The 24,699-nt window shown below is 44.4% G+C and carries 21 protein-coding genes and 1 riboswitch; of the genes, 19 read left to right on the top strand and 2 right to left on the bottom strand.

The window, feature by feature from the left end:
* Positions 1 to 2: 2 nt before the first annotated feature.
* A complete protein-coding gene (gene pepT, locus LOSG293_RS02665) occupies positions 3 to 1,238 on the top strand; it encodes a peptidase T (protein ID WP_034526726.1) in 1,236 nt (411 codons plus the stop codon).
* A gap of 132 nt (positions 1,239 to 1,370) precedes the next feature.
* Positions 1,371 to 3,959 carry an ATP-dependent chaperone ClpB gene (gene clpB / locus LOSG293_RS02660; RefSeq protein WP_034526725.1) on the top strand — a complete coding sequence of 863 codons (2,589 nt, stop codon included), beginning with the start codon at positions 1,371 to 1,373 and terminating at the stop codon, positions 3,957 to 3,959.
* Positions 3,960 to 4,019: 60 nt separating this feature from the next.
* On the opposite strand, the gene LOSG293_RS02655 is transcribed toward clpB, so the two are convergent.
* On the bottom strand, positions 4,020 to 4,202 hold the full coding sequence (locus LOSG293_RS02655) for a YjzD family protein (RefSeq protein ID WP_152551076.1): 183 nt from the start codon (positions 4,200 to 4,202) through the stop codon (positions 4,020 to 4,022).
* A gap of 117 nt (positions 4,203 to 4,319) precedes the next feature.
* Between LOSG293_RS02655 and dnaE the strand changes: the two genes are divergently transcribed.
* From dnaE to LOSG293_RS02570, 17 genes are all read left to right on the top strand, one after another.
* A complete protein-coding gene (gene dnaE, locus LOSG293_RS02650; RefSeq protein ID WP_034526723.1) occupies positions 4,320 to 7,691 on the top strand; it encodes a DNA polymerase III subunit alpha in 3,372 nt (1,123 codons plus the stop codon).
* Between the two features lie 209 nt (positions 7,692 to 7,900).
* On the top strand, positions 7,901 to 9,658 hold the full coding sequence (gene pyk, locus LOSG293_RS02645) for a pyruvate kinase (RefSeq protein WP_034526721.1): 1,758 nt from the start codon (positions 7,901 to 7,903) through the stop codon (positions 9,656 to 9,658).
* Positions 9,659 to 9,841: 183 nt separating this feature from the next.
* The gene (locus tag LOSG293_RS02640; RefSeq protein ID WP_034526719.1) at positions 9,842 to 10,720 is read left to right on the top strand and encodes a CvfB family protein; all 879 of its coding nucleotides are present in this window, start codon (positions 9,842 to 9,844) and stop codon (positions 10,718 to 10,720) included.
* A 17-nt stretch (positions 10,721 to 10,737) separates the two neighbouring features.
* Positions 10,738 to 11,631 carry a site-specific tyrosine recombinase XerD gene (gene xerD, locus LOSG293_RS02635; protein ID WP_034526717.1) on the top strand — a complete coding sequence of 298 codons (894 nt, stop codon included), beginning with the start codon at positions 10,738 to 10,740 and terminating at the stop codon, positions 11,629 to 11,631.
* A gap of 116 nt (positions 11,632 to 11,747) precedes the next feature.
* A complete protein-coding gene (locus tag LOSG293_RS02630) occupies positions 11,748 to 12,107 on the top strand; it encodes a hypothetical protein (RefSeq protein ID WP_034526715.1) in 360 nt (119 codons plus the stop codon).
* Positions 12,097 to 12,855, top strand: a complete 759-nt coding sequence (locus LOSG293_RS02625; RefSeq protein ID WP_034526714.1) for a segregation and condensation protein A — start codon at positions 12,097 to 12,099, stop codon at positions 12,853 to 12,855. The genes LOSG293_RS02630 and LOSG293_RS02625 overlap by 11 nt, the downstream gene beginning before the upstream one ends.
* Positions 12,852 to 13,439, top strand: coding sequence for an SMC-Scp complex subunit ScpB (scpB, locus tag LOSG293_RS02620; protein ID WP_034526711.1), 588 nt, complete (start codon positions 12,852 to 12,854; stop codon positions 13,437 to 13,439). The genes LOSG293_RS02625 and scpB overlap by 4 nt, the downstream gene beginning before the upstream one ends.
* A 3-nt stretch (positions 13,440 to 13,442) precedes the next feature.
* The gene (locus LOSG293_RS02615) at positions 13,443 to 14,168 is read left to right on the top strand and encodes a pseudouridine synthase (RefSeq protein ID WP_034526709.1); all 726 of its coding nucleotides are present in this window, start codon (positions 13,443 to 13,445) and stop codon (positions 14,166 to 14,168) included.
* Between the two features lie 63 nt (positions 14,169 to 14,231).
* A riboswitch (FMN riboswitch) is annotated at positions 14,232 to 14,352 on the top strand.
* Between the two features lie 108 nt (positions 14,353 to 14,460).
* Complete coding sequence (locus LOSG293_RS02610) at positions 14,461 to 15,054, top strand: ECF transporter S component (RefSeq protein ID WP_034526707.1); 594 nt, start codon at positions 14,461 to 14,463, stop codon at positions 15,052 to 15,054.
* Positions 15,055 to 15,152: 98 nt separating this feature from the next.
* A complete protein-coding gene (locus LOSG293_RS02605; protein ID WP_034526705.1) occupies positions 15,153 to 16,193 on the top strand; it encodes a helix-turn-helix domain-containing protein in 1,041 nt (346 codons plus the stop codon).
* Positions 16,190 to 17,638, top strand: a complete 1,449-nt coding sequence (locus tag LOSG293_RS02600) for a RecQ family ATP-dependent DNA helicase (RefSeq protein WP_034526704.1) — start codon at positions 16,190 to 16,192, stop codon at positions 17,636 to 17,638. Before LOSG293_RS02605 ends, LOSG293_RS02600 begins: the two co-directional genes overlap by 4 nt.
* A gap of 58 nt (positions 17,639 to 17,696) precedes the next feature.
* The gene (locus LOSG293_RS02595; RefSeq protein WP_034526702.1) at positions 17,697 to 18,311 is read left to right on the top strand and encodes a LysM peptidoglycan-binding domain-containing protein; all 615 of its coding nucleotides are present in this window, start codon (positions 17,697 to 17,699) and stop codon (positions 18,309 to 18,311) included.
* Between the two features lie 27 nt (positions 18,312 to 18,338).
* Positions 18,339 to 19,016, top strand: a complete 678-nt coding sequence (cmk, locus tag LOSG293_RS02590) for a (d)CMP kinase (protein WP_034526699.1) — start codon at positions 18,339 to 18,341, stop codon at positions 19,014 to 19,016.
* A gap of 86 nt (positions 19,017 to 19,102) precedes the next feature.
* Positions 19,103 to 20,353 carry a 30S ribosomal protein S1 gene (gene rpsA / locus LOSG293_RS02585; RefSeq protein WP_034526697.1) on the top strand — a complete coding sequence of 417 codons (1,251 nt, stop codon included), beginning with the start codon at positions 19,103 to 19,105 and terminating at the stop codon, positions 20,351 to 20,353.
* Positions 20,354 to 20,433: 80 nt separating this feature from the next.
* Positions 20,434 to 21,744 carry a ribosome biogenesis GTPase Der gene (der, locus tag LOSG293_RS02580; protein WP_034526695.1) on the top strand — a complete coding sequence of 437 codons (1,311 nt, stop codon included), beginning with the start codon at positions 20,434 to 20,436 and terminating at the stop codon, positions 21,742 to 21,744.
* Between the two features lie 239 nt (positions 21,745 to 21,983).
* Positions 21,984 to 22,259 carry a non-specific DNA-binding protein Hbs gene (gene hbs / locus LOSG293_RS02575; protein ID WP_034526693.1) on the top strand — a complete coding sequence of 92 codons (276 nt, stop codon included), beginning with the start codon at positions 21,984 to 21,986 and terminating at the stop codon, positions 22,257 to 22,259.
* Between the two features lie 127 nt (positions 22,260 to 22,386).
* Complete coding sequence (locus tag LOSG293_RS02570; RefSeq protein ID WP_034526691.1) at positions 22,387 to 23,655, top strand: tetratricopeptide repeat protein; 1,269 nt, start codon at positions 22,387 to 22,389, stop codon at positions 23,653 to 23,655.
* A gap of 47 nt (positions 23,656 to 23,702) precedes the next feature.
* Here the strand turns inward: LOSG293_RS02570 and LOSG293_RS02565 are convergent, their stop codons facing one another.
* Complete coding sequence (locus LOSG293_RS02565; RefSeq protein WP_034526690.1) at positions 23,703 to 24,602, bottom strand: YitT family protein; 900 nt, start codon at positions 24,600 to 24,602, stop codon at positions 23,703 to 23,705.
* Positions 24,603 to 24,699: the final 97 nt, after the last annotated feature.

The raw sequence follows: 24,699 nt of genomic DNA, 5'->3' as shown, positions 1-24,699 counted from the left end.
CCATGACAAAATATGAAAACTTGATTCCTAGATTCTTAAAGTACGTTGAACGTGACACCCAATCCGATGAAACAACGGGGACGGTGCCATCAACTCCTGCTCAGGCAGAATTTGCGAAGGACTTAGCCGAAGAACTTAAACAACTTGGCGTATCGGATGTCCATATTAATGTGCAGAGTGGGTATGTCATTGGGACAATTCCATCTAATTTGGATCATGAAGTCCCAACCATCGGCTTTATTTCTCATATTGATACGGCGGACTTCACCGCCAAAAATGTAGCACCCCAAATTGTTGAAGACTATGATGGCGAATCAGTCATCAAGTTGGATCAAGCTGGCCAATACGTGTTGGACCCCAAAGTCTTTCCTAATTTAAAGCACTACCAAGGTGACACGTTAATCACCACGGATGGGTCAACACTCTTAGGTGCCGATGACAAAGCTGGCGTGGCTGAAATTGTGACTTTTGCGGAGTATTTAATGACGCATCCAGAAGTGAAGCACGGTAAGTTGATGGTTGGCTTGGGACCTGATGAGGAAATTGGCACGGGTGCCGATCATTTTGACGTTGACGATTTCAAGGTGGATATGGCCTATACGGTTGATGGTGGCCCATTAGGACAGCTGGAATACGAAACCTTTAACGCTGCTGATGGCCAAGTGGTCATCACCGGAACCAACGTCCATCCTGGGGAAGCTAAGGACGTCATGGTAAACGCACTCCAATTGGCTATGGATTTCCATGCTCAGTTGCCAGAAAACGAACGTCCAGAGAAAACCGATGGGCGCGAAGGGTTCTTCCACTTATATCGCATGACGGGAACGACTGATAGTGCAACGATGGGCTACATCATTCGGGATCATGATAAAGCCAAGTTTGAAGCACAAAAGGCCCTCTTTAAAGCAATCGCGGATAAGATGAATGCGGCCTATGGTTCTGAACGCGTGAAGGTTACCATTCGTGACCAGTACTACAACATGCGTGAGGTCATTGAACAGGATATGACGGTTGTGAACCTGGCAGAGCAAGCCATGAAGGATTTAAACATTAAACCTGATATTGCACCCGTTCGTGGTGGAACGGATGGCTCTAAGATTTCCTTCATGGGCATCCCCACACCTAACTTGTTCGCCGGTGGGGAAAACATGCATGGCCGCTTTGAATATGTTTCCGAGCAGACAATGGCAAAAGCCACTGATGTGCTTCTGAAAATTAACGAACTAAATAGCAAATAAGCGCAGAGGACGGGGGACCGTCCTTTTTTATTAAAAAAAGGTCAAGAAAGGTCAAATTTTAACACCTGACCTTTTTCCTATGTTAAAATCACGGTATCGTAAGAATTTGAATAAATGGAGGGTGAAAGTTTAATGAATCCAGATCAAATGACACAAGCAGTTGTGGATGTGATTAACGAGGCTCGACAGGTTGCGGTAACTCGAAAGCACCAGGCTATTAATGTTTCACACCTGTTTAAACTGATGTTGCAACCAGGTGAACTAGTTCGAGAAATTTTTAGCAAAGCTGGTGTCGACTTAAAAGCCACTGAAACCGAAATTGATCGAGAACTTGATGAAATTAGTGTGGTCGAAGGCGACAACGTCACATATGGTCAAACGTTATCGCCAAACGCCTTATCGCTGTTCCAAAAGGCGGAGCAAATTCAACGTGATTTTCACGACGATTATATTGCCACCGACACCCTCGCGATTGCGTTGATGCAATTGAATGGTGAGAAGCTGACTAGTTTCATTAAGTCGGCTGGCGTGACGGAGCAAATGATGCGAAATGCCGTTGAATCTATTCGAAGTGGCGAACGCGTCACATCTAAGAACCAAGAGGATAATTACCAAGCTCTGGAGAAGTATGGCACAGATTTAGTTAAAGCAATGCGCTCCGGTAAAATGGATCCCATCATTGGTCGAGACGAAGAAATCTTATCCGTCATCCGGATTCTCTCTCGGAAAACCAAAAATAATCCAATTTTAATTGGGGAACCTGGTGTCGGTAAAACGGCTATCATTGAAGGATTGGCCCAACGAATTGTGAAGGGTGACGTCCCCGAAAACTTGAAAAACAAAACCATTTTCTCGTTAGATATGGGATCATTAATTGCCGGGGCGAAGTACCGTGGTGAATTTGAAGAACGTTTGAAGTCGGTTCTAAAAGAAGTTAAAAAGAGCGATGGCAGTATCATCATGTTCATCGATGAAATTCATAATATCGTCGGCGCTGGGAAGACGGAAGGCAGCATGGATGCTGGCAACCTGTTGAAACCAATGTTGGCGCGAGGGGAGCTTCACTTGATTGGGGCAACAACCCTAGATGAATATCGCCAATACCTTGAAAAGGATCAGGCACTCGAGCGACGGTTCCAACGGGTCCTTGTTTCTGAGCCTAGCGTGGAAGATACAGTGACCATCTTGCGTGGACTACGTGAACGATTTGAAATTCACCATGGTGTTCGGATTCACGATAACGCGTTGATTGCAGCAGCCAAGTTATCCGATCGCTATATCACCGATCGCTTCTTACCTGATAAGGCGATTGACTTAATTGATGAGGCTTCGGCCACAATTCGGGTTGCCATGAACTCTGCGCCAACGGAATTAGACCAAGCGCGTCGGAAGTTGATGCGGATGGAAGTCGAAGAACGCGCCCTCAAGCAAGAAACGGATGCTGAGTCGAAAGCACGTTTGGAGAAATTACAAAAAGAATTAGCGGATACCAAAGAAACCGTGACTAATTTGGCAGCGCGTTGGGATCAAGAAAAGAAGTCTCTGGATGCCTTGTCACAAAAGAAGGCCGAGCTGGACAAAGCACAACATGATTTGGAAGACGCAGAAAGTCGCTACGACTTGGATAAAGCTGCGGTGCTCCAACACGGTACGATTCCTAAACTTCAAAAGGAACTCGCTGATATGGAGGCCACTGATCATTCCGGTGAGTGGTTGGTGGAAGAGTCAGTCACTGAAAACGAAATTGCGGCGGCGGTTGCTCGAATTACTGGCATTCCGGTCGCTAAGTTAGTTCAGAGTGAACGAGATAAGTTACTGCATTTAGCAGATAACCTACATCAACGCGTGGTTGGTCAAGACCAAGCCGTGACCGCGGTTGCGGATGCCGTTCTCCGTTCACGAGCAGGATTGCAAAACCCAAGTCGGCCACTGGGCTCCTTCCTCTTCCTTGGTCCGACCGGGGTTGGTAAGACTGAATTAGCTAAGGCGCTGGCTGAAGACCTCTTTGATTCTGAACAGGAAATGGTTCGAATCGACATGAGTGAATATATGGAAAAAGAATCAGTTTCCCGGCTAGTCGGTGCGGCGCCCGGATACGTTGGTTACGAAGAGGGCGGACAACTGACGGAAGCCGTTCGTCGTCATCCCTATGCCATTGTCTTGTTTGACGAGGTAGAAAAGGCGCACCCCGATGTGTTCAACGTCTTACTTCAGGTCTTGGATGATGGTCGATTGACGGATGGTCAAGGACACACTGTCGATTTCAAGAATACAATCTTGATCATGACCTCCAACCTGGGCTCCGAGATTTTACTGGATGGCACCGATGAACACGGCATCATTTCGACGGAAGCCAAGGATAAGGTTGACCAAGTGCTCAAGCAAACGTTCCGACCAGAATTCTTAAACCGAATCGACGATACCATCATGTTCACGCCACTCTCAATTTCAGAAGTGACGCAAATTGTCGGTAAATTGATTGAAGGATTGTCCAAGCGATTGGCAGATCAAAACATTCAATTAACCATTACCGAAGCGGCTGAGAAGTGGATAGCCGAAGCAGGGTATGAACCTGCATATGGTGCCCGACCATTAAGCCGTTTGATTACCAACGAGGTTGAAACGCCACTGGCACGCCTATTAATTGGCAATAAAATTAAGCCAAACGATTCAGTTGTCATTGATGTGGCTGATGATCAGCTTATCTTTAACGTTAAGTAAATAAAAAAGAACCAAAACTCAGTTAATGAGTTTCGGTTCTTTTTGTTTGTTCTAATTGTTTTAATCTGCGCGTCCTAATAGCTTTAAGCCATTTGTGAAGACGAGGCCGACGATAACGGCAACAATACCAATGGTTAATGGACTGTACGTCATCACTTCAAGCTTACTACCGATATAACCGATAACTTCACCGAAAATGAATGCCCAGAAAATAACAACGAGATTTGCTTCAATAATTTTCATCGAGTTGCACCTCTCAATCATTAAAATTTTAGCACAGAAACTTAAAAATGCAATTCTATATTTACCAAAACGTTTGGGGATGGGTTTGGTATAATGGCAACAGAAAGGATGAGGGAAATGAGCTTTGTTCCATTGCAAGTTATTAGCACCTTTAGTTTACTCCAAAGTACCACCACAATCGACCAATTGGTGAGCACCGCTAAAGCCCGGGGCTACCAGGCCATCGCCTTGACCGATAATCAAGTCATGTACGGGGCCGTCGATTTTTATAACGCCTGTTTAAAAAATGGAATTAAGCCACTCATCGGTCTTCGCCTAACGCTGCAGGGCAGCCTTAATTTTGATAAAACTTATTCAACAATTTTAATTGCCAAAACCAATGTCGGTTACCAGAACTTAATGAAGCTGACGACGCTCAAAAATACGATTGGCGACACACTAACCTTTAAGCAAATTGCACCTTATTTGACTGGGTTATTCTACATTATGCCTAATGATTCAGAATTAAACGATCTGGTGATGAACCGCAATACCGAGCAGATCGACCAGCTCATAACAGAGATAAAAGCCGTGATTGATACCGATAGCCTCTATGCTGGCGTTGATGTGACTGATTCATTGGCTTATCGTGATTTGCTTGCTAAAATCGCCGCAGACTATCGCATTCAACTAGTTGCCTTACCACGGGTCAATTACCTTGATGCGACCGATCACTTTAGTATTGAAGTGCTACGGGCAATTAAGGATGGCGAAACAATTAGCAACATTGGTCAACTTACTCAAAAAAATGGGGAACATTGGCTTAAGCCCGCTGCGGAGTTTGAATCAGCGTTTGTTGAAGCTAACTTGCGTGAAGCAGCGCAAAACACCAGCAAAATCGCTGAAGCTAGTAACGTCACACTAAAGTTCCAACAACCACGATTACCTAAGTTTCAAACGTCAAACGGGACATCTAGCCAAGCCTTTTTGCTAGAACAGTGCCAAATTGGCTTGAAAAAACGCCTTGCGGACCGGCCTCATCAGCACAAAACGGCTGATTATGAGCAACGGTTATCACGAGAGCTGGGAGTCATTAATAAAATGGGCTTCGACGATTATTTCCTTATTATTTGGGATGTTATTCGTCACGCACACGAAACTGGTGTCACTACCGGACCTGGTCGGGGGTCTGCTGCCGGGTCGCTGGTCGCGTACGTTTTGAATATCACGGATGTTGATCCGTTAGAGTACGACTTACTGTTCGAACGGTTTTTGAACGAAGAGCGCGCTCAGATGCCGGATATTGATCTGGACATCCCCGACAATCGTCGGGAGGAGATTCTGGAATACGTTCACCAAAAATACGGGCACCAAAAAGTGGCCCAAATTATTACCTTTGGGACGTTGGCGGCTAAACAAGCTATTCGAGACGTTGGCCGAGTCTTTGGTTTATCGACAACTGAGCTAGCCGAGTGGAGCCGGGCAATTCCAAGTGTCCTCCACGTTAGTTTGAAAGAAGCGCTCAACCAGTCGCAAAAATTGAAGAATCTAATTAGTGATAGTGAAGTCAATAAGACGCTGTTTGAAACGGCTAGTAAGCTGGAAGGCTTACCTCGTCACTATTCGACTCATGCGGCTGGAATTGTGTTAAGCGATGAACCACTCGTTGATCTAGTGCCACTGCAAAGTGGTTCCGAAACCATGATGATGACCCAATACGCTAAGGACATTGTCGAGCGGGTGGGACTGCTGAAGATGGATTTTCTAGGGCTACGTAACCTTGGTATCATGGCGGATGCCCTGCAAACGATTAAGCGACAGGGGTATCCTGCTTTTAACGTTCAAAATGTTGATCTCAGCGATTCTGCAACGTTAGCTGCGTTTGCAAAGGGAGATACGAACGGCGTTTTCCAATTTGAATCGAACGGAATTAAGGGCGTCTTAAAACGACTAAAACCGGACAGCTTTGAACTGGTTGCGGCCGTGAACGCGTTGTATCGTCCCGGCCCAATGGATAATATCGATAACTTTATTAAGCGTAAAAATGGTCAGGAACCCGTCACTTATCCAGATGATTCGTTGAAACCCATTTTAGCTAATACTTACGGCATCATTGTCTACCAAGAACAAGTTATGCAGGTGGCGTCTAAGATGGCCGGCTTCAGTCTTGGAGAAGCTGATTTGCTCCGCCGAGCTATGAGTAAGAAAAAGAAAGCCACGATGGATGCCATGAAGGAAAAGTTCATGGCGGGGGCTGCCAAGCTGGGTTATTCGTCTGCAGTTGCTGAGAAAACGTTTGATTATATTGACCGATTTGCTAATTATGGGTTTAACCGGTCGCATGCGGTCGCCTATAGTAAAATGGCGTTTGAGATGGCCTACTTGAAAGTCCACTATCAAACGGCTTTCTATGCCGCACTGTTGAATTCGGTGATGAATAATCCAGCCAAAACTAAAGTTTATTTGATGGAAGCTAAACAGCATGAGGTCCAGGTGGTGTCACCCGACATTAATCAAAGTAGCGCCTACTATCAAGCTAAGGATGACCAAATTCGCTTTGGTTTGGCTTCAATCAAAGGAGTTCGCCGTGATTTTCTTCGGGACCTGCTGGAGGAACGGCGGGAAAAAGGCAGATTCAATAGTTTTTACGAGTTCTTGATGCGCATCGGTAGTAAGTGGCAAAAGCAGGAGTTAATTGAAAATTTGATTTATGCGGGAGTGTTTGACTCATTGGGGGCCAACCGAGCCGAGCTGATTAACGCTTTACCCGAGTTCTTAAGTAGTGTTGAACTTAGTGGGGGAAGCCTTGAACTCTTTGAAGAGTTAGCGCCTAAGGTTCGACCATTACCCGATTTATCACTTTCTGAAAAATTAGATAAAGAAGAACAGGTGTTAGGCGCCTACTTATCTGGCCATCCTGTTGAAGAGTATCGAGATTTAGCTAAAGCACTAAACGTGACCGCGGTGAGCGACCTTTTTTTGAATAAACCATGCACCATTCTCGTATATGTCAAACGAGTCAAAGTGATCCGGACCAAGCGTGGTGATCAAATGGCGTTCGTGACCGGTGAAGATTTGACTGGCGAAATTAGTATCACCATTTTTCCGAATACGTATCGGAACCTGGCGGATTGGCTGACTAAGGAACAGGTAATCGTTGTACGTGGAAAGGTCGAAAAGCAACGAGAGATTCAAATCGTGGCCGACCAAGTTCAATTAGCTAGTGAAGTTCAGCTGCCGAGTCAATCGGTTACGAAACCAGCTGAGAAAAAATCAACCTCTCGCTGGTTTATCCGGATGGATGAGGTCCATGATAATCAAGAGGTGAGGGATGAGATGATTGCTATTTTACGGCAGTTTCCGGGATCAATACCGGTCATTCTTTACCGGCCGGTCACCGAAGAGAAGCAGCTTTTGAACCAAAAACTGTGGCTATCCGATGCTTCGGACCTCAAGGACCAACTTGTGACGCTTTTGGGTGCCAACAATGTCGTGTTACAGGAAAAATAATCAACAATTCAATCCACATTCGTTAGAAAATAATGTGGATTTTTTATTTTTCTGAAATGAAACCGGTTACTTGAGAAATATCAGACAAAGGGTAAAGACAACCCATTTTAAAAGTGCTAGAATACTAACGGAATCAAAAAAGTATGACCTCCTACTTATCGTTCCTACAAGTGGGATGTAATACTTAACTTAAAGGAGAGATAATTCTTATGAAGAAAACCAAGATCGTAAGTACCCTTGGTCCTGCCAGCACCGATGTTAACATTATTGTTAAGTTAATCGAATCTGGTGCAAATGTTTTCCGTTTTAACTTTTCACATGGTGATCACGCAGAACACCTAGACCGTATTGAAAAGGTACACGAAGCAGAAAAGATTACTGGTAAGACAGTTGGTCTTATGCTCGATACTAAAGGTGCAGAAATTCGGACGACCGTTCAAAAAGAAGGTAAGATCCAATTCAACACTGGTGACCAACTTCGGATTTCAATGGACGAATCATTAGAAGGAACTAAGGAAAAGATTGCTGTTACTTATCCTGGCCTTTTTGATGACGTTCAAGTTGGTGGACACGTTTTATTCGATGATGGCTTGCTTGACATGCTTATCGACGAAAAGGACGAAGCCAACCGCGAATTAGTTGTTACTGTTCAAAACGATGGTCGTTTAGGTTCACGTAAGGGTGTTAACGCACCTGGTGTTTCTATCAACCTTCCTGGTATCACTGAAAAAGACTCAAGCGATATTCGTTTTGGTTTGGATCATGACATCAACTTCATCGCTGCGTCATTCGTACGTAAGCCACAAGATGTGCTTGATATTCATAAGTTATTAGAGGAAAAGAACATGGAACATGTTCAAATCTTCCCTAAGATTGAATCACAAGAAGGTATCAACAACTTTGATGATATCATCAAGGTTTCAGATGGTTTGATGGTTGCTCGTGGTGACATGGGTGTTGAAATTCCAACTGAAAACGTGCCTTTGGTACAAAAGACATTGATCCGTAAGTGTAACCAATTAGGTAAGCCAGTTATTACTGCTACCCAAATGTTAGACTCAATGCAAGAAAACCCACGTCCTACACGTGCCGAAGCTTCTGACGTTGCCAACGCCGTATTTGACGGTACTGACGCTACGATGCTTTCTGGTGAAAGTGCTAACGGTGAATACCCAGTTGAAGCCGTTGCAACTATGGCTCGTATCGATGTTAAGGCTGAAAACGCACTTCGTAACTTCGGTGTTGCTGACATCGCTGAAATCAACGGTGACGTGACTGAATCAATCGGTGCTTCTGTAGCCCGTGTTGCTAAGTCATTGGGCGTTAAGACAATCGTTGCAGCTACTTCTTCTGGTTACACTGCTCGTATGATTTCTAAGTACCGTCCAGATGCTGACATTCTTGCCATTACATTTGATGACCGTACTCGTCGTGGTTTGATGGTCAACTGGGGTGTTTACCCAATGGTTGTTGAAAAGCCATCAAACACTGATGAAATGTTTGATTTAGCTGCTGCTAAGGCTGTTGAGTCTGGCTTAGCTAAAGAAGGCGACTTGATCTTGATTACTGCCGGTGTGCCTGTTGGCGAACGCGGTACAACTAACTTGATGAAGATCCAATTGATCGGTTCAAAGTTGGTTCAAGGCCAAGGTGTCGGCGACCAAACTGTCATTGGTAAAGCCGTTATTGCTAACTCAGCTGACGAAGCTAACAGCAAAGCCGTTGAAGGTGGCATTTTGATCACTAAGAACACTGACAAGGATTACTTGCCAGCTATTGAAAAGTCTAGTGCCGTTGTTGTTGAAAACGGTGGCTTGACTTCACACGCTGCGGTTGTTGGCATTTCAATGGGAATTCCAGTTATCGTTGGCGCTACATCAGCTACTGAAAAGATTTCTGACGGTGAATTGATTACGGTTGACTCACGTCGCGGTATCGTTTATCACGGTGCTTCAAACGCCCTTTAATCTTTAAACAATTGACGAAAAGTCTGTGACAAAATTTCGATTTTGCTCATGGGCTTTTTTTCGTGCCGTCAATTGTCCTTACAATTAGGCCTTCTCCCATTTCCCACTCGCTTATTCGAGTGAATACGTGTAAAATAAGGCACTGCAAGAACTAACCGAGAAGATAAGAAACGAGGAATCTAGATGAACGAGTTATTAGGTCGGATTATTCAGGGTAAGGTAACCGACGAGAACGAGAAGTATTACTTCGTCCAAGTGAATGGGGAAACCTTCCAGTTGGATAAAACCGAAATCTTAAAACCACTGAAATTAGGGAGCCAATTTTCTGGCTTTACGTACGAAAATGAATCCCATAAATTTCAAATCACCAGAAACGCACCCAAGGTCCAAGTGGGCCATTACGATTTTGGGACGGTTGTCCGCTCCCAACGTCGCCTAGGAGTTTTCGTCGATATTGGGTTACCAAACAAAGACATTGCCGTTTCACTGGATGACTTACCCACGATTAACACGCTCTGGCCTCAAACCGGTGACCGTTTGTTAATTTCACTAAAAGTAGATAAGAAAAACCGAATCTGGGGTGAATTAGCCGATGAAACAATTTTTGATGCTATTTCGCAACCGGCCGATAAGCGGATGACGAACAAGGACGTGACCGCTACGGTTTACCGTTTGAAGTTAGCGGGAACTAAGGTGATCACGAGTGATTACCACCTGGGCTTCGTTCATCCAAATGAGCGGGATGAAGAACCTCGTTTGGGTCAGGAAGTTCATGCGCGTGTCATTGGTATTCATCCAGACGGCTCATTGAACCTATCGATGAAACCCCGAGCCTATGAAGCTATTGGTGAAGATGCCGAAATGATTTTAGCTTCCCTGAAGCACGCAGATGACCATCAGCTGCCATTTACTGATAAGAGTGACCCGGCTGAGATTAAGGCCTACTTTGGTATCAGTAAGGGGCAATTTAAGCGGGCACTCGGACGCCTTTTGAAGCAACGGTTAGTGTCACAAAGCGAATTAAACATTGTTCTCCTCGAAGCAGGAGAACAACACGAGTAACGTGAGGTGCATCACCTATGGAAATCGAAACACAAATTGCGGATTACCTCCACTACAGTCAAGTTGAGCGGGGCTTATCTCGCAATACGATTATTAGTTACCGGCAAGATTTAAAAGAATTCGTTGCCTTTTTAACTCAGAAAAATATTTCGGACCTTCACGACGTCGATCGATTCGTGATATTGGATTTTTTGCAATCCAAGAATCAACAACATCAGGCCCGAAATTCGGTGATTCATGCCGTCTCGACGTTGAGACGGTTTTTTCGTTATCTAATGCAAGAAAAGCAGCTGACCGAAAATCCGATGGCACAAGTGGATGCACCGAAACATGCTCAAACACTGCCTCAAGTCCTAACCGTCGATGAAGTCGATCGGTTATTGGCAGCACCAGATGTGAGCACGAAGTACGGTTGCCGCGATCGTGCCATTTTGGAAACGATGTACGCAACTGGTTTACGGGTTAGCGAGCTGGTTCATTTGAAAATGGACGACTTACACCTCGAAATGGGTTTAATTCAAACGGTGGGTAAGGGAAACAAAGAACGGATTATGCCGATTGGTGATGTCGCAATTGAGTGGTTAAATCGCTACATCAGTGAAAGTCGCCCACAATTGCTGAAGAATCGTCAGGCGGTCGAAGTGTTCCTTAATGCTCATGGGTCAGGCCTCAGTCGTCAAAGTATTTGGAAAAAGCTCAAGCAATATGTCGCTTTGGCGGGAATTAAAAAGGATGTCACTCCTCATACGCTGAGGCATTCATTTGCAACGCATATTTTAGAAAATGGAGCGGATTTACGAATCCTACAAGAGCTACTGGGCCATGCCGATATTTCGACGACCCAGATTTATACGCATATCTCGAAAAAGCGAATGACGGATGTTTACCGAAAGTACCATCCCCGTGCTTAATTCGCGTTATAATGGGATATTGACAAAAGTATTTGGGAACAATTATGATGTGATTACGTTTACACGGTCAAAACGCAGTTAGATAGTTTTGATTGTGCTAAGAGGAGGAAGTTGAAATGCTCTTAAAATATCGTAGTGACTACGAGAAAGTGGCGATGGGATTACTCTCATTGATTCCTGATTTTAAGGACATTCATCAGGTTACCGCAGAACTCGAGTGGTATAAGCAAGCGGACAGCCGGGAGCTATTTTTATATAAAGATGAAGACAACGACATCATTGGCATTGCAGGTGTCGAGCAGAAGACCAATTTTTTAATTCTGCGCCTGATTGCCTTGGCACCTCAAGCTCGTCAGCAAGCGAACTCCTTGAAAATGCTGGACGAATTAAACCGCGCGTTTCCAGAGAACCGCATCATGGGGACTTTAGAGACGACAGCAATCGTTGAGAAGTGGGAGAAGCAATATGGCAGATAACGAACTCACCATTAAAATTAATGACTTTGAGGGCCCACTGGATTTACTCTTACACCTCATTCGGGTGTCGGAGGTTTCCATCTATGACATCCCCATCGTCGATATTACTTCACAGTACATGACCTACCTCAACCAAATGGAGGCCAATCAATTGGACGTGGCGGGTGAATACTTTGTCATGGCAGCAACCTTAATGAAGATTAAGGCGCGTACCTTGTTACCATCACGGGTAGAACCAGAAGCGGCTGAGGTCGAGGTTGAAGATCCCCGAGATGACTTGGTGAACCAATTGATTGAGTATAAGAAGTACAAGGAAGCGGCTGAGAAGCTTCGAGAGTACGAAGCAGTGCGTCAGCAGCAGTTTACACGTTCAGAATCAGAGTTACCGGCTGATGCGGATACGATGAAGCTAGCGCCTGGCTTAACAACCACTGACTTGCAAAAAGCCCTGCTTAAATTACTCAGTAAGCGGACCGAAGCAAATGAAGTACAACAAATTCATGCTGATCGGTATACGGTAGAGGAACAAATGAAATTTGTGATGTCGGTACTGACACCTAGCTCTGGGCCAATGTACTTTGAGGACCTATTTGTCGATCATCGTCAGGTGGGTGAGCTAGTTGCGACGTTCCTGTCGATTCTTGAACTGGCTAAGCATCGTGATTTGCGAATTGATCAGCGGTATCAATTCGATGCAATTAAGCTCGTTTATAATAATAATAAGCAATTGGAGGAAGCCGCGTTATGACGTCGAATTTACAACAGGTGGCCGGTCTGCTCTTTGTGAGTGGAGATGAGGGCATTGATTTAGGCGAATTAGCCAGTTTAACCAATTTCATGAAGCCAGCCATTCATGAAATGATTGCAACACTGAAAGAACAGTATGAGCAAGATAATGACTGTCCGTTCACGATTATGGTCAACGGGGATGTTTACCGTTTGGCGACGAAGACCGATTTGGCTCCAACGCTCAAGAAGTATTTTGAATCGCCATACACGACCAGTTTATCGCGGGCATCTTTAGAGGTATTAGCCATCATTGCTTATAAACAACCGATCACTCGAATTGAAGTGGATGAAATCCGCGGCGTTCAAAGCTCGTCGACAATCCAAAAGCTGGTACTACGCCAGTTGATTGAGGATGCTGGTCGGGCGGATGAACCGGGACGTCCCATTATTTATAAGACCACTGCAGAATTTTTAAATTATTTTGGCTTAAAGACGCTTAAAGAATTACCACCGCTCAAAACCGAATCAGAGGAATCCGACGCGGCAAATAGCGATATGCTACTAAATCTGTTTAACAAACAATGGGAATCAGGAGAAAAATAGTTCATGGAAAGACTACAAAAAGTAATTGCACACGCCGGGATTGCGTCACGCCGTAAATCAGAGGAATTAATCGCTTCTGGCCGGGTCCAAGTCAACGGTGAAACGGTTGTCGAGTTGGGGACCAAGGTTTCCGTTCACGATATTATCGTGGTGGATGGCGTGCCACTCTCAAACGAGGCACCAGTCTATATTTTGATGTATAAGCCAAAAAACGTCATCTCAACGGTCTCTGACGATAAGTCACGGGATACGGTGGTGGATTTACTCGATGAAGAGATCAAGGAACGCGTTTACCCGGTTGGTCGACTTGATTATGATACGACGGGGGCCTTATTACTCACTAACGACGGTGAATTAGCTAATCGCTTAACGCACCCCAAGTATGAAGTTGAAAAAACTTATGTGGCTAAGGTCTCGGGTATTCCAACTAACGATGAGCTCAAGCAAATTCGGATGGGGGTTAAAGTCGACAATGACTTTACTGCCTCACCAGCAAAGGTGAAGGTCCTTTCCGTTGATAAACCAAAGCAACGGGCCATTGTTTCCTTAACCATTCACGAAGGTAAGAATCATCAAGTGAAGAAGATGCTCCAAGCGATTAATCATCCAGTTGAAAAACTGAAACGGGAGACTTATGCCTTTCTACAACTTGAAGGCTTACAACCTGGTGAATGGCGTCGCTTGAAACCAGAAGAGGTTAAGCGCCTTAAGAAGGAAGTTGCACTCTAAATATTTTTAGTTGATTTTTAGTAAGTTGTCCGCTATGATAATAGGGTAATAAAAATTTAATAGGTTCATCTTCAGGGCAGGGTGAAATTCCCGACCGGTGGTTAAAGTCCGCGACCTAGCATTAGCTAGTTGAACTGGTGTAATTCCAGTACCGACAGTACAGTCTGGTATATAGAAGATTAGTTATTTAAGTCGCATTTTAAAGACCATACCAATCTTCCTATTGGTGTGGTCTATTTTGTTGCTTGAGTAATGCTCGCTGCAAGATGACCAACTACAGGAGGCTTCCATCATGGAACGTAGTCAGTCACATTACAACATTCGGCAAATTGCCGGCATGTCACTTTTTTCGGGGATTTCATTTGTTCTGATGTACATCTCATTTCCCATCATCCCGTTCGCACCGTGGATGAAAATTGATTTTTCAGATTTACCAATTTTGATTGGTGCCATTATCTTTGGCCCAGTTGGTGGGATTTTAATTGCCGCCATAAAGGGGTTCCTTTATTGGTTACTCACCGGGGTCGACGTCATCAATTTGATTGGCATTCTGGCATCCTTTGCGGCTAGTGTTGGCTTCTTATTACCAATTGCTGCAGTATTACGTCATATGCAGCATGCTTCAATTGCCAAGAAATTGCCATTAGCTATTTTAGCCGGCACGGTTTCACTTACTATTATCATGTCGGTTGCCAACCTATTCGTGTTGCTGCCAGTTTATACGCAGTTACTAGGGATGACGATGCCAATGTCCTTCGCTAAGCTCGTCTTGATCGGTGTTGTACCATTTAACTTGATCAAAGGGGTCGTTGTCGGCGCTGTTTTCTGGATTATCGTCGCTCAAATGAAGCGTTGGTTGAACAAGCAAGGCAACATTAACCTTTAATTTCGTAATTTATTTCAAAGAGGCCGCATGCATTGGGTCTCTTTTTTAGTGGTTCCGTATTATAATGATGATTAACGAAAACTAAGGTGGGAAATGATTTGGATGAATTCCGGCTCCTAAGCTTGCTGTCTGCTGAGCAGCCACGTAGGCAACGTGTCATTGAAAATGTATTAAAAGGCCGCCGTACCGTCTCGACACTGTTCTGGGGGATGCGTTATGGCATCTTAGACTGGTTAGGTTATGAAAAACGACTCTCCCGTCAGTACTATGATGGCCTCTTTCACCAATTACTGGCCGAAGAGAAGCTGGCACCCGCTAATCAGCAATTTGTTTTGACATCAGCGGGACAAAGCCGACTGACTGAACTGGCACCGATGCACTATCGGCCACGATTTCTGGGTGTGGGCCGCCAATTTGACGGTCAGCGCTTTAAAGAGCGCCTCCTTTTGATGATTCAGGTAGTCTCGGAATTTTCCTATGGTAATCGGCGCTATTACCCGTTACAGGTATCACAAGATAATCTCCAATTTGTCCGCAGCTGGTTTCGGTGGTTCAAGCAAAATAATTATACGGTTGAAGCCTTTCAGTCAGAGCTAGAGACCTATTTGAGTAATTTAGGGGATGACCAATTGGCTTTGATGCTGGCACAGCGATTTGTGGGCCACGACACGGTGGGGGAAACCACCGAGCAGTTGGCGCTACAGTTTGAACGACCGGCGTCACAGATTGCGGAAATCCAGGATGACTTGCTATTGGGGATGATTCCCGTGATTCAAGCAAATGAGGAGAGTGTCCTTTATCCGATTTTATCCGGGTTAGCCATTAATCCACTGTCTGAAAGCGCGTATCAAACGCTGACGGAAATTAAGCGGGGGCTGACGTTTGACCAAATTATTCGGGCACGCCGATTAAAGGAAAGTACGGTACGGGAACATGTGCTCGAGGCTGCAATTTTGTTGCCGATTGAGGACGTTCCCTATGACCGATTGCTCAATGAAGAAACCCAAGCATCTTTGAATAAAATCTTTGAAAGTCAGGCGTTGGACGATTGGGACTTTGAACGCGCCCACAGCAAAATGCCCGCCCTCAGTTTTTTTGAATTTCGACTCTACCAAATTTTAAGGAGTAAGACGAATTGATAACGCATGAGCAGCTATTAGCAGAATTAGAAAAGCAGACCGGCTTTACTGAATTCCGTGCAGGACAAGCAGAATCGCTCACGGCCTTGTTTCATGAAAAAAATACGTTGGCCATTTTGCCGACTGGTGCCGGAAAATCTTTGATTTATGAGCTGTATGGCAAAATCTCGCAGCGGCTCGTCGTGGTGGTTTCGCCACTGTTATCATTGATGCAAGATCAAGTTGCCAGTCTCAACTTTCGCGGCGAGAAGCGGGCGGTAGCTTTTACGTCAATGCTTTCGGCTCAGGACAAGGCATATGTTGAATCCCACTTAATGGACTATCAATACCTATTCATTTCACCGGAAATGCTGACGAATCCCGGCCTTTTCGCTCGAATCAAAAGCTTGAACCCGGGGTTACTGGTTGTCGATGAGGCGCACTGTATTTCCACCTGGGGCCCTGATTTTCGACCCGAGTACCTTTTACTGGGCAAGCTACGGACGGCGTTAGGCAGCCCGTTAACCCTCATGTTAACTGCGACGGCAACTCCGGAGATTAAAGCGGATATCAAGGCTAAGATGGGCTTAACGGATGCCTATGAAGTGGTGACGAGCATCGATCGTGATAATTTATTCTTGGGCACGAAGACGGTTGAGTCACAGGCAGAAAAATTAACGACGCTGAAAACTTTTGTCAAGGCACTGCCGAAACCTGGTATTGTCTACTTCTCCAGCAAGAAAATGGCCAACGAGGTCGCTGAGGTTTTGAATCAAACCTTTCCGTTTGGCGTGGCGGCGTATCACGCAGATCTTTCTAGTGACGATCGTTTTAAAACTCAGCAACAGTTTATGAGCAATAAATTGCAAGTCATTTGTGCGACGAGCGCGTTTGGCATGGGAATCGATAAAAATGATATTCGGTTCGTGATTCACTTCCACGTACCGGCAACCTTAGAGGATTACTGGCAGGAAATTGGTCGGGCGGGGCGTGATGGGAAACCCGGAATTGCCATTTTGTTGTATCAAAAGCATGACGAACAAATTCAGTTAGCGTTATCTGAAAATTCCATTCCAACCCGTGATGAGGTGCAGCTGTTTTATCGTAGTCCCAAACGGTTTGAAGTCGTAGAGGACGATAAATTTCAATTGGTGAAGTTTTATCACGATCACGGCTATCCGGAGACGGAACTGGCCAACTACTTTGACCAGCGGCGGATGAGTCGAGAGCGTGCCATTCGAGAAATGGTGAGCTACACGACATTGTCCAGTTGTAAGCGGGAAATGATTGGCAGCCACTTTGCGGCAAAGATGAAACCGCATGATGAGACTTGTTGTAGTAACGATTTGACCCTTGACCAGATTGAACAGTTGCAGTTACCTGAAAATTCGGTTGCACAAGATAATCAGGAATCGACAACTGACTGGCAAACGGTTCTATCTCAACTCTTCTTACTTAAAAATTAAACAATTCAATTAGACCGTATGGTACAATAATTGCTGAAAGATTTTGGGAGGTAACGAAATGAGTCAAAAGAACGACGATCACTCATCTAATCATGAAAGTAAGCCTTGGGATCAGACTTTTACTGATGATCTGGATGACCAGGGTAACTTATCACGGACCAAGCGCCACAAGCGAAATCATAACAATACGTTAATCACGGTCATTTTGGTCACCATTATCATCTTGATTGCGGTCATTTCCTTGGTCATTGGCTTGGCCAGACAGAATGCTATGAATAAGCCCCAAACGGTTGATTCAGCGGATAATACCGCTCAAGTTGCTTCTTCGAGCAGCTCTAGCAAGAAGGCCGCTTCTTCTAGCTCTAAAGCCGTTAGTTCAAAGACTTCCAGCACTAAGGCTGCAAGTTCTACGAAGGTGGCAAGCTCGACAAAAAAAGCAACGTCCAGCTCTGAAAGCACAAAGGCAGCTGAGTCTTCTACTGCTGCTTCGGAAAAGCAATCAAGCACGAAAAAGACAACTTCAAGTGCTAAAAAGTATGCCACTGTGGAAGCTGGACAGGGAATTTACCGGGTGGCTGTGAATAATGGCATCACCGTTCAAAAGTTATTAGAGCTAAACGGATTATCATCAAATGCCACTTTGGCACCGGGTCAACGTTTAAGAGTTAAATAGAAATTCAGTTTAGGAGCTTCGATAGAAATGGCAAATAGTAAGATTCAAATCGCAATTGATGGACCTGCATCTGCAGGTAAGAGTACGGTAGCAAAATTAGTGGCTAAACACTTTAATTTTATCTACTGTGATACGGGAGCAATGTACCGCGTTTTAACCTTAAAGGCTTTAAAAGCCAACGTTGACTTTGCTGATGAAGACGCCTTAATGACGTTATTGGCAGATACGCAAATTGGTTTTGAGCCTGGCGAACCCGTTCAAAAGGTTTTCTTGGATGGTCAAGAAGTTACCAACGACATTCGTCAACCAGAAGTGACCAATAACGTTTCGACAGTCGCCGCTTTGGGTCGTGTTCGTGAGGAATTGACGAACCGCCAACGCGAAATTGCCAGCAAGGGTGGCATTGTGATGGATGGTCGTGATATTGGGACAACGGTTTTACCAAATGCCGAAGTCAAAATTTTCTTGATTGCAAGTGTCGATGAACGTGCAAGAAGACGATTTGCTGATAATGAAGCTAAGGGGATTCACACACCGTTAGACGTTCTCAAACAAGAAATTGAGACTCGCGACTACAAAGATTCACACCGTAAGATTGCACCGTTGACTCAGGCAAAAGACGCCGTTAAAGTTGATACAACACCAATGTCAATCGAACAAGTGGTTGATGAAATCATTGAAATCGCATCCAAAAAAATAAAATAATTAAGAGATAAAGGCATACCACTAGCTTTTATCCGTTTTTTCGGATAAAATAGTGTGTAGAGTTGTCGCGAGGAGGAAATAGTCACATGAGTGAAAACAATGAAAATGCAGACTTATTAAATGCATTAAACAGCGTGGAAGAAGTAAAAATTGGCGATGTCGTTAAGGGTGAAGTTCTTGCCATTGATGATGACAAGCAAGCTATCGTCGGAATTGAAGGCGCCGGTATCGAAGGTGTCGTTCCACAAAAAGAAATTTCAACTAAGCCAGTTGATGACATCAAGGATGTCGTTAAAGTTGGTGACAAGCTTGATTTAGTTGTTATTTCAAGAATTGGTAACGATAAGGAAGGCGGAAGCTACCTTCTCTCAGTACGTCGTCTTGCAGCACGTAAGATCTGGGACGATATTCAAAAAGAATTCGAAGCAGGCCACACATTAACTGCACCAGTTACTCAAGTTGTTAAGGGTGGTTTAGTTGTTGACGCCGGTGTACGCGGTTTCGTACCTGCATCAATGATTACTGATCACTTCGTAGAAGACTTGAACCAATTCAAGGATCAAACACTTGAATTTAAGATCGTTGAAATCGAACCAAGCGAGAACCGTTTGATTCTTTCTCACCGTGCGATTGTTGAAGCTCAAAAGGCTGAGAGTCGCGAAAAGATCATGGAAACCTTGAAGGTTGGCGAAGTTGTTGAAGGTACAGTTGCTCGTTTAACTGACTTCGGTGCTTTCGTTGATCTTGGCGGTGTTGACGGTCTTGTCCACGTTTCTGAGATTTCATTCGAACGTGTTGCTAAGCCTTCTAACGTCTTGAAGGTCGGCGAAAAGGTTAACGTTAAGGTTCTTTCAATTGATGAAGAACGTAACCGTATTTCACTTTCAATCAAGCAAACCCTTCCAGAACCATGGGATGGTATTGAAGAAAAGGCTCCTGAAGGTGCTGTGCTCGAAGGAACTGTTAAGCGTTTGACGAGCTTTGGTGCTTTCGTTGAAGTCTTCCCAGGTGTGGAAGGTCTTGTGCACATTTCTCAAATCGCGCACGAACACATTGCAACGCCTAACGATGTACTTAAGACAGGCCAAACGGTTAACGTCAAAGTTCTTGAAGTACACCCAGAGGAACACCGTCTTGCACTTTCAATCAAAGCCTTGATTGAAAAGCCAGCTGGTTCTGAAGATAACGAAGCTCCTAAGAGCAACAAGTCTTCACGTCGCAACAACAACGAAGTGAATGAACGCTCAACTGCCAATGCTCCTGAAGAAGATACTGGTTTTACTTTAGGTGATTTGATTGGTGATCAACTTAAAAATGATGATGATTCTGAAAAATAGGCGTTAATTCGCCACGAAGGCCGAGACGAAGTCATTTTTCGCCTCGCCTTTTTTATTGCAACGCGAAAGGAGTGTATTAAATGGCCAAACCTGTAGTTGCCATTGTTGGGCGTCCGAATGTTGGAAAATCCACTATTTTTAACCGGATTGCGGGAGATCGAATCTCCATTGTTGAAGATACCCCCGGTGTTACTCGGGATCGGATTTATGCCAATTCTGAATGGATGGGAACCCAATTTAGTTTAATTGATACTGGTGGTATCGATATTGGGGACGAACCCTTCGTAAAACAAATTAAAGAACAAGCTGAAGTCGCAATTGACGAAGCTGATGTCATTATTTTCCTAGTGAGTGGTAAAGAAGGGGTGACGGATGCTGATGAGCGCGTTGCTCACTTGCTTTACAAGAGTGACAAACCCGTCATTTTAGCCGTTAACAAAGTCGATAATCCTGAAATGCGGTCAGAAATTTTTGATTTTTACGCACTTGGATTTGGCGATCCATTCCCAATTTCTGGCTCGCATGGTATCGGATTAGGTGACTTACTCGATGCCGTAGTAAAGGCTTTTCCAGCGATTGATAATGAAGAAGACGATAAGACCATTCGTTTCAGTTTAATCGGTCGTCCTAATGTTGGAAAGTCTTCAATCGTCAATGCGTTATTAGGTGATGATCGTGTGATTGTTTCGGGAATTGCCGGAACCACCCGTGACGCCATCGATACGCCATTCACCACCCCAGAAGGCGATGAGTTCACGATGGTGGATACCGCCGGAATTCGGAAGCGGGGTAAAGTTTACGAAAACACTGAACGTTATAGTGTGATGCGAGCTATGAAGGCCATCGATAACTCGGATGTCGTCCTGTTTGTTCTGAATGCCGAAGAAGGAATTCGTGAGCAAGACAAGAAGGTGGCGGGTTACGCCCATGAAGCCGGCCGGGGAATTATCATTGTGGTCAACAAATGGGATACCCTTAAAAAGGACAACCACACGTTGCACGACTTTGAAGTACACGTTCGCGAAGAGTTCCAGTATTTGGCTTACGCACCCATGATTTTTGTTTCGGCGAAGACCGGCCAACGATTGGAAAAGTTACCAGAACTGATCAAACAAGTTGCGGCTAACCACTCTAAACGAGTTCAATCTGCAACTTTGAACGATGTCATTACGGATGCCGTGGCTATGAATCCAACGCCAACGGTTAATCAAAAACGACTTCGAATTTACTACACGACCCAAGTGGCAGTTCAGCCACCAACATTTGTGGTTTTCGTCAATGATCCAGAATTGATGCATTTCTCTTATGAGCGATTTTTGGAAAACCAAATTCGGGCGCATTTCGATTTTACCGGAACACCAATCCGAATTATCGAGCGCCAACGAAAATAGTATTTATACGGATAGCAGCCGCTTTGAGGCTGTTTTTTCGTATAAATATTCATAATGGTTTTTCAATTAAAAAAAACTACCCGAAAGCGCTCTTAAACCTTGTCAGACAAGCTTTCTTGTGCTATCTTTGATAAAGAATCAATGCCGGGTTAACCGCTATTGCTTCATCATTTTTGGACCACTCAAGAATGAATGCTAGATGGAATTCCATCTAATATATTCGGGGAGGTGAAATTGACATGGCAAACAAAGCACAATTAGTTAACGATGTTGCTTCAGCAACTGGTTTAACAAAGAAGGACGCAACTGCTGCAGTTGATGCAGTATTCAGTTCAGTTCAATCAACTTTAGCTAAGGGCGAAAAGGTTCAATTAATCGGCTTTGGTAACTTTGTGGTTCGTGAACGTGCAGCTCGTAAGGGCCGTAACCCACAAACTGGACAAGAAATCCAAATTCCATCAAGCAAAGTACCTGCATTCAAGCCAGGTAAAGCTTTAAAGGATGCTGTTAAATAAGCAATTATTTATCAGAAGGAAAACCAGTGCGACGTTTGTCGACTGGTTTTTTTGTGTCTTTCTTTTGCTTTTTTGAAAATCATGTTAATCTTTACTTCTATACTTTTTTACTGGAGGCAGAAAACTGTTGAGCTATTCTGAAACGGCACTTGATTTGCTCGAAAAGGGGCAACTTGAAGATTTTAAGAAGCAGTACGCGCTCGCATTGCGGCACGATGACGATGACACCCTGTATGGATTGGCCGAAGAGCTGTACTCACTAGGGTTTGTGAACCAGTCTAAAAGAATTTACGAAAAACTATTAGAAAAATACCCGGATGAAGATGAATTAAGGACACATTTGGCCGATATTTTAATCGGGGAAGACAAGACCGACGAAGCCTTGTTATTGTTAAATGAAATTAAACCTGACTCAGACGCTTATGTTCAATCCTTAATGGTGGCGGCCGATTTATACCAAACTCAGGAACTATTTGAGGTTAGTGAACAAAAACTGATCCGCGCCTTGGAACTAGCACCAGAAGAAACGGTTATTCGTTTTGCACTTGCAGAGCTTTACTTTACAATGCGTGAATTTGCTAAGGCCATTCCGCTTTATTTGGGCATCATTAAGGATGGTTTCCTGAACTATTCAGCAGTAAACATCGTTGAACGGATTGGAGTGGCTTACGCTAACGAAGGTAAATTCGAGCAGGCTGTGGGTTACCTTGAACAGGTCCATTCGGGTGAAATGACACCAGATGTGAAGTTTGAACTCGGTTTTACCTACCTCCAACTAGGTGAGACCAAAAAAGCCATCACTACCCTGTCAGAGCTTCAGGACACGGATCCACAGTACACGTCACTATATCCTTACCTCGGTCACGCGTACGAGGAAGAGAATCAAAATGAAGATGCTTTGAAGGTTCTCCAAGAAGGATTAGCCGTCGATGAGTTTAATGAAAAATTGTGGCTTCAAAGCGCTAAAATTGCACTTAAACTCAACGATGAAGAACTTGCTGAGACTTACTTGAATCACGGTCGTGAACTTGACCCTGAAGATTTGGAAATTGCGATCCAACTGTCTAACTTGTTGATTAAACAGGAGCGTTGGCAAGATAACATTGATCTCGTTTCCAAGTACCTGGACCAGGATAACCTGGATCCACAACTATATTGGAACTTAGCCGTTTCTTATGATGCGCTGGAAAATCTCGACCAGGCTCAAAAAGCCTACGAAAGTGCGCAACCATTCTTCATGGATCAGCCCGATTTCTTAAAACCGGCTGTCTACTTTTTCCGAAAAGTCGGGCAGTTAGAATTGGCAGAGCGATTGCTGGCAAGGTATCTGGAACTGGTTCCTGAAGACGACGAAATGGTCTTACTGCAAGACGATTTTCATCAATTAGGCTACTAAAATAAAATACGCCTCAATGCTGGACAACCAACATTGAGGCGTATTTTTTATTCGGAATGGCTTTTACGCCTGAGTAATCGTCTTTCAGGTTTCTTGAAACTGAATCCTTCTCCGGTAGCTTGGCTCACATCTAGAACGGAGACAAAGGCTTGTTTGTCATACTCGTCAATTAATAATTCTAGTCGGTGAAGCTCACTAGGACTCACAACGACATAGAGAATTGGCCGATCTTCGTATGAGTAACCACCTTTGCCAGAAATAATGCTGACACCACGTTGGAGCTGTCGCATAATCGCGTCGGTGATGGGTTTGGATTCGGTACTGATGATTAGCACACCCTTTGCCGAATTAGCCCCGCTCAAAATGACGTTGACAATTCTTGAGAAAATGTAAGCCATCAGTAGCGTATAGGCCATGTGTTGAATATCGATGTACACGAGTGAGGCAAGGAGGACAACGACGTCCAACCACAAAAGTGTCTGGCCCATGGGAACGCCACGAAATCGTTCAAAGATTCGCGCAATAATATCGGTCCCACCAGTCGTACCACCATACCGGTAAACTAAGCCACTACCGGCACCACCCAGCAAACCGGCGCCCAATGAGGCGAGCAGCAAGTCATGATGGATGTTGATGCTAATTGCTGTCCGTTGCCAAATCCATAGGAAGAAGGCCAACATGGCAGTGCCAAATAACGTGTAAATAAGCGATTGGCGACCCAGGAACCGGTAACCAATTAAAATAAGGGGAATATTGATAATCAGCGTGGTATAGGCGGGATCAAATTGAAATAGGGAGCGTAAAATCAACGTTACCCCGCTAATACCGCCATCTGCCAATTGATTAGCGATGTTAAATTTAACCAATCCAAAGGCATAGGCCGCACAACCAATTGAAATCATGATTAAATCGATTAATCTTACTTTTTCACTTTTTTCTGGATTCATTCCGTTAGCCCCTTTAGCATAAGCGTTATGCCTTTAATCATAGCACATAAATTAAGGGTTTTCGGCATTTTAAACTTTATGGGGAATCTGTTAAGAT

Source organism: Secundilactobacillus oryzae JCM 18671, assembly GCF_000740055.1.
In the GTDB taxonomy this organism is placed as follows: Bacteria; Bacillota; Bacilli; order Lactobacillales; family Lactobacillaceae; genus Secundilactobacillus; species Secundilactobacillus oryzae.
The sequence above is the reverse complement of the archived record's forward strand: the minus strand, read 5'-3'. Positions and strand labels throughout refer to the sequence as shown.

Bases quoted from the DNA above. Each gene is read 5' to 3' on its own strand.
- hbs (WP_034526693.1), top strand. From the start codon at position 21,984: ATGGCAAACAAAGCACAATTAGTTAACGATGTTGCTTCAGCAACTGGT.
- LOSG293_RS02595 (WP_034526702.1), top strand. From the start codon at position 17,697: ATGAGTCAAAAGAACGACGATCACTCATCTAATCATGAAAGTAAGCCT.
- LOSG293_RS02565 (WP_034526690.1), bottom strand. From the start codon at position 24,602: ATGAATCCAGAAAAAAGTGAAAAAGTAAGATTAATCGATTTAATCATG.
- cmk (WP_034526699.1), top strand. From the start codon at position 18,339: ATGGCAAATAGTAAGATTCAAATCGCAATTGATGGACCTGCATCTGCA.
- rpsA (WP_034526697.1), top strand. From the start codon at position 19,103: ATGAGTGAAAACAATGAAAATGCAGACTTATTAAATGCATTAAACAGC.
- xerD (WP_034526717.1), top strand. From the start codon at position 10,738: ATGGAAATCGAAACACAAATTGCGGATTACCTCCACTACAGTCAAGTT.
- LOSG293_RS02630 (WP_034526715.1), top strand. From the start codon at position 11,748: ATGCTCTTAAAATATCGTAGTGACTACGAGAAAGTGGCGATGGGATTA.
- scpB (WP_034526711.1), top strand. From the start codon at position 12,852: ATGACGTCGAATTTACAACAGGTGGCCGGTCTGCTCTTTGTGAGTGGA.
- clpB (WP_034526725.1), top strand. From the start codon at position 1,371: ATGAATCCAGATCAAATGACACAAGCAGTTGTGGATGTGATTAACGAG.
- der (WP_034526695.1), top strand. From the start codon at position 20,434: ATGGCCAAACCTGTAGTTGCCATTGTTGGGCGTCCGAATGTTGGAAAA.
- LOSG293_RS02610 (WP_034526707.1), top strand. From the start codon at position 14,461: ATGGAACGTAGTCAGTCACATTACAACATTCGGCAAATTGCCGGCATG.
- pyk (WP_034526721.1), top strand. From the start codon at position 7,901: ATGAAGAAAACCAAGATCGTAAGTACCCTTGGTCCTGCCAGCACCGAT.
- LOSG293_RS02625 (WP_034526714.1), top strand. From the start codon at position 12,097: ATGGCAGATAACGAACTCACCATTAAAATTAATGACTTTGAGGGCCCA.
- LOSG293_RS02655 (WP_152551076.1), bottom strand. From the start codon at position 4,202: ATGAAAATTATTGAAGCAAATCTCGTTGTTATTTTCTGGGCATTCATT.
- LOSG293_RS02615 (WP_034526709.1), top strand. From the start codon at position 13,443: ATGGAAAGACTACAAAAAGTAATTGCACACGCCGGGATTGCGTCACGC.
- LOSG293_RS02640 (WP_034526719.1), top strand. From the start codon at position 9,842: ATGAACGAGTTATTAGGTCGGATTATTCAGGGTAAGGTAACCGACGAG.
- dnaE (WP_034526723.1), top strand. From the start codon at position 4,320: ATGAGCTTTGTTCCATTGCAAGTTATTAGCACCTTTAGTTTACTCCAA.
- pepT (WP_034526726.1), top strand. From the start codon at position 3: ATGACAAAATATGAAAACTTGATTCCTAGATTCTTAAAGTACGTTGAA.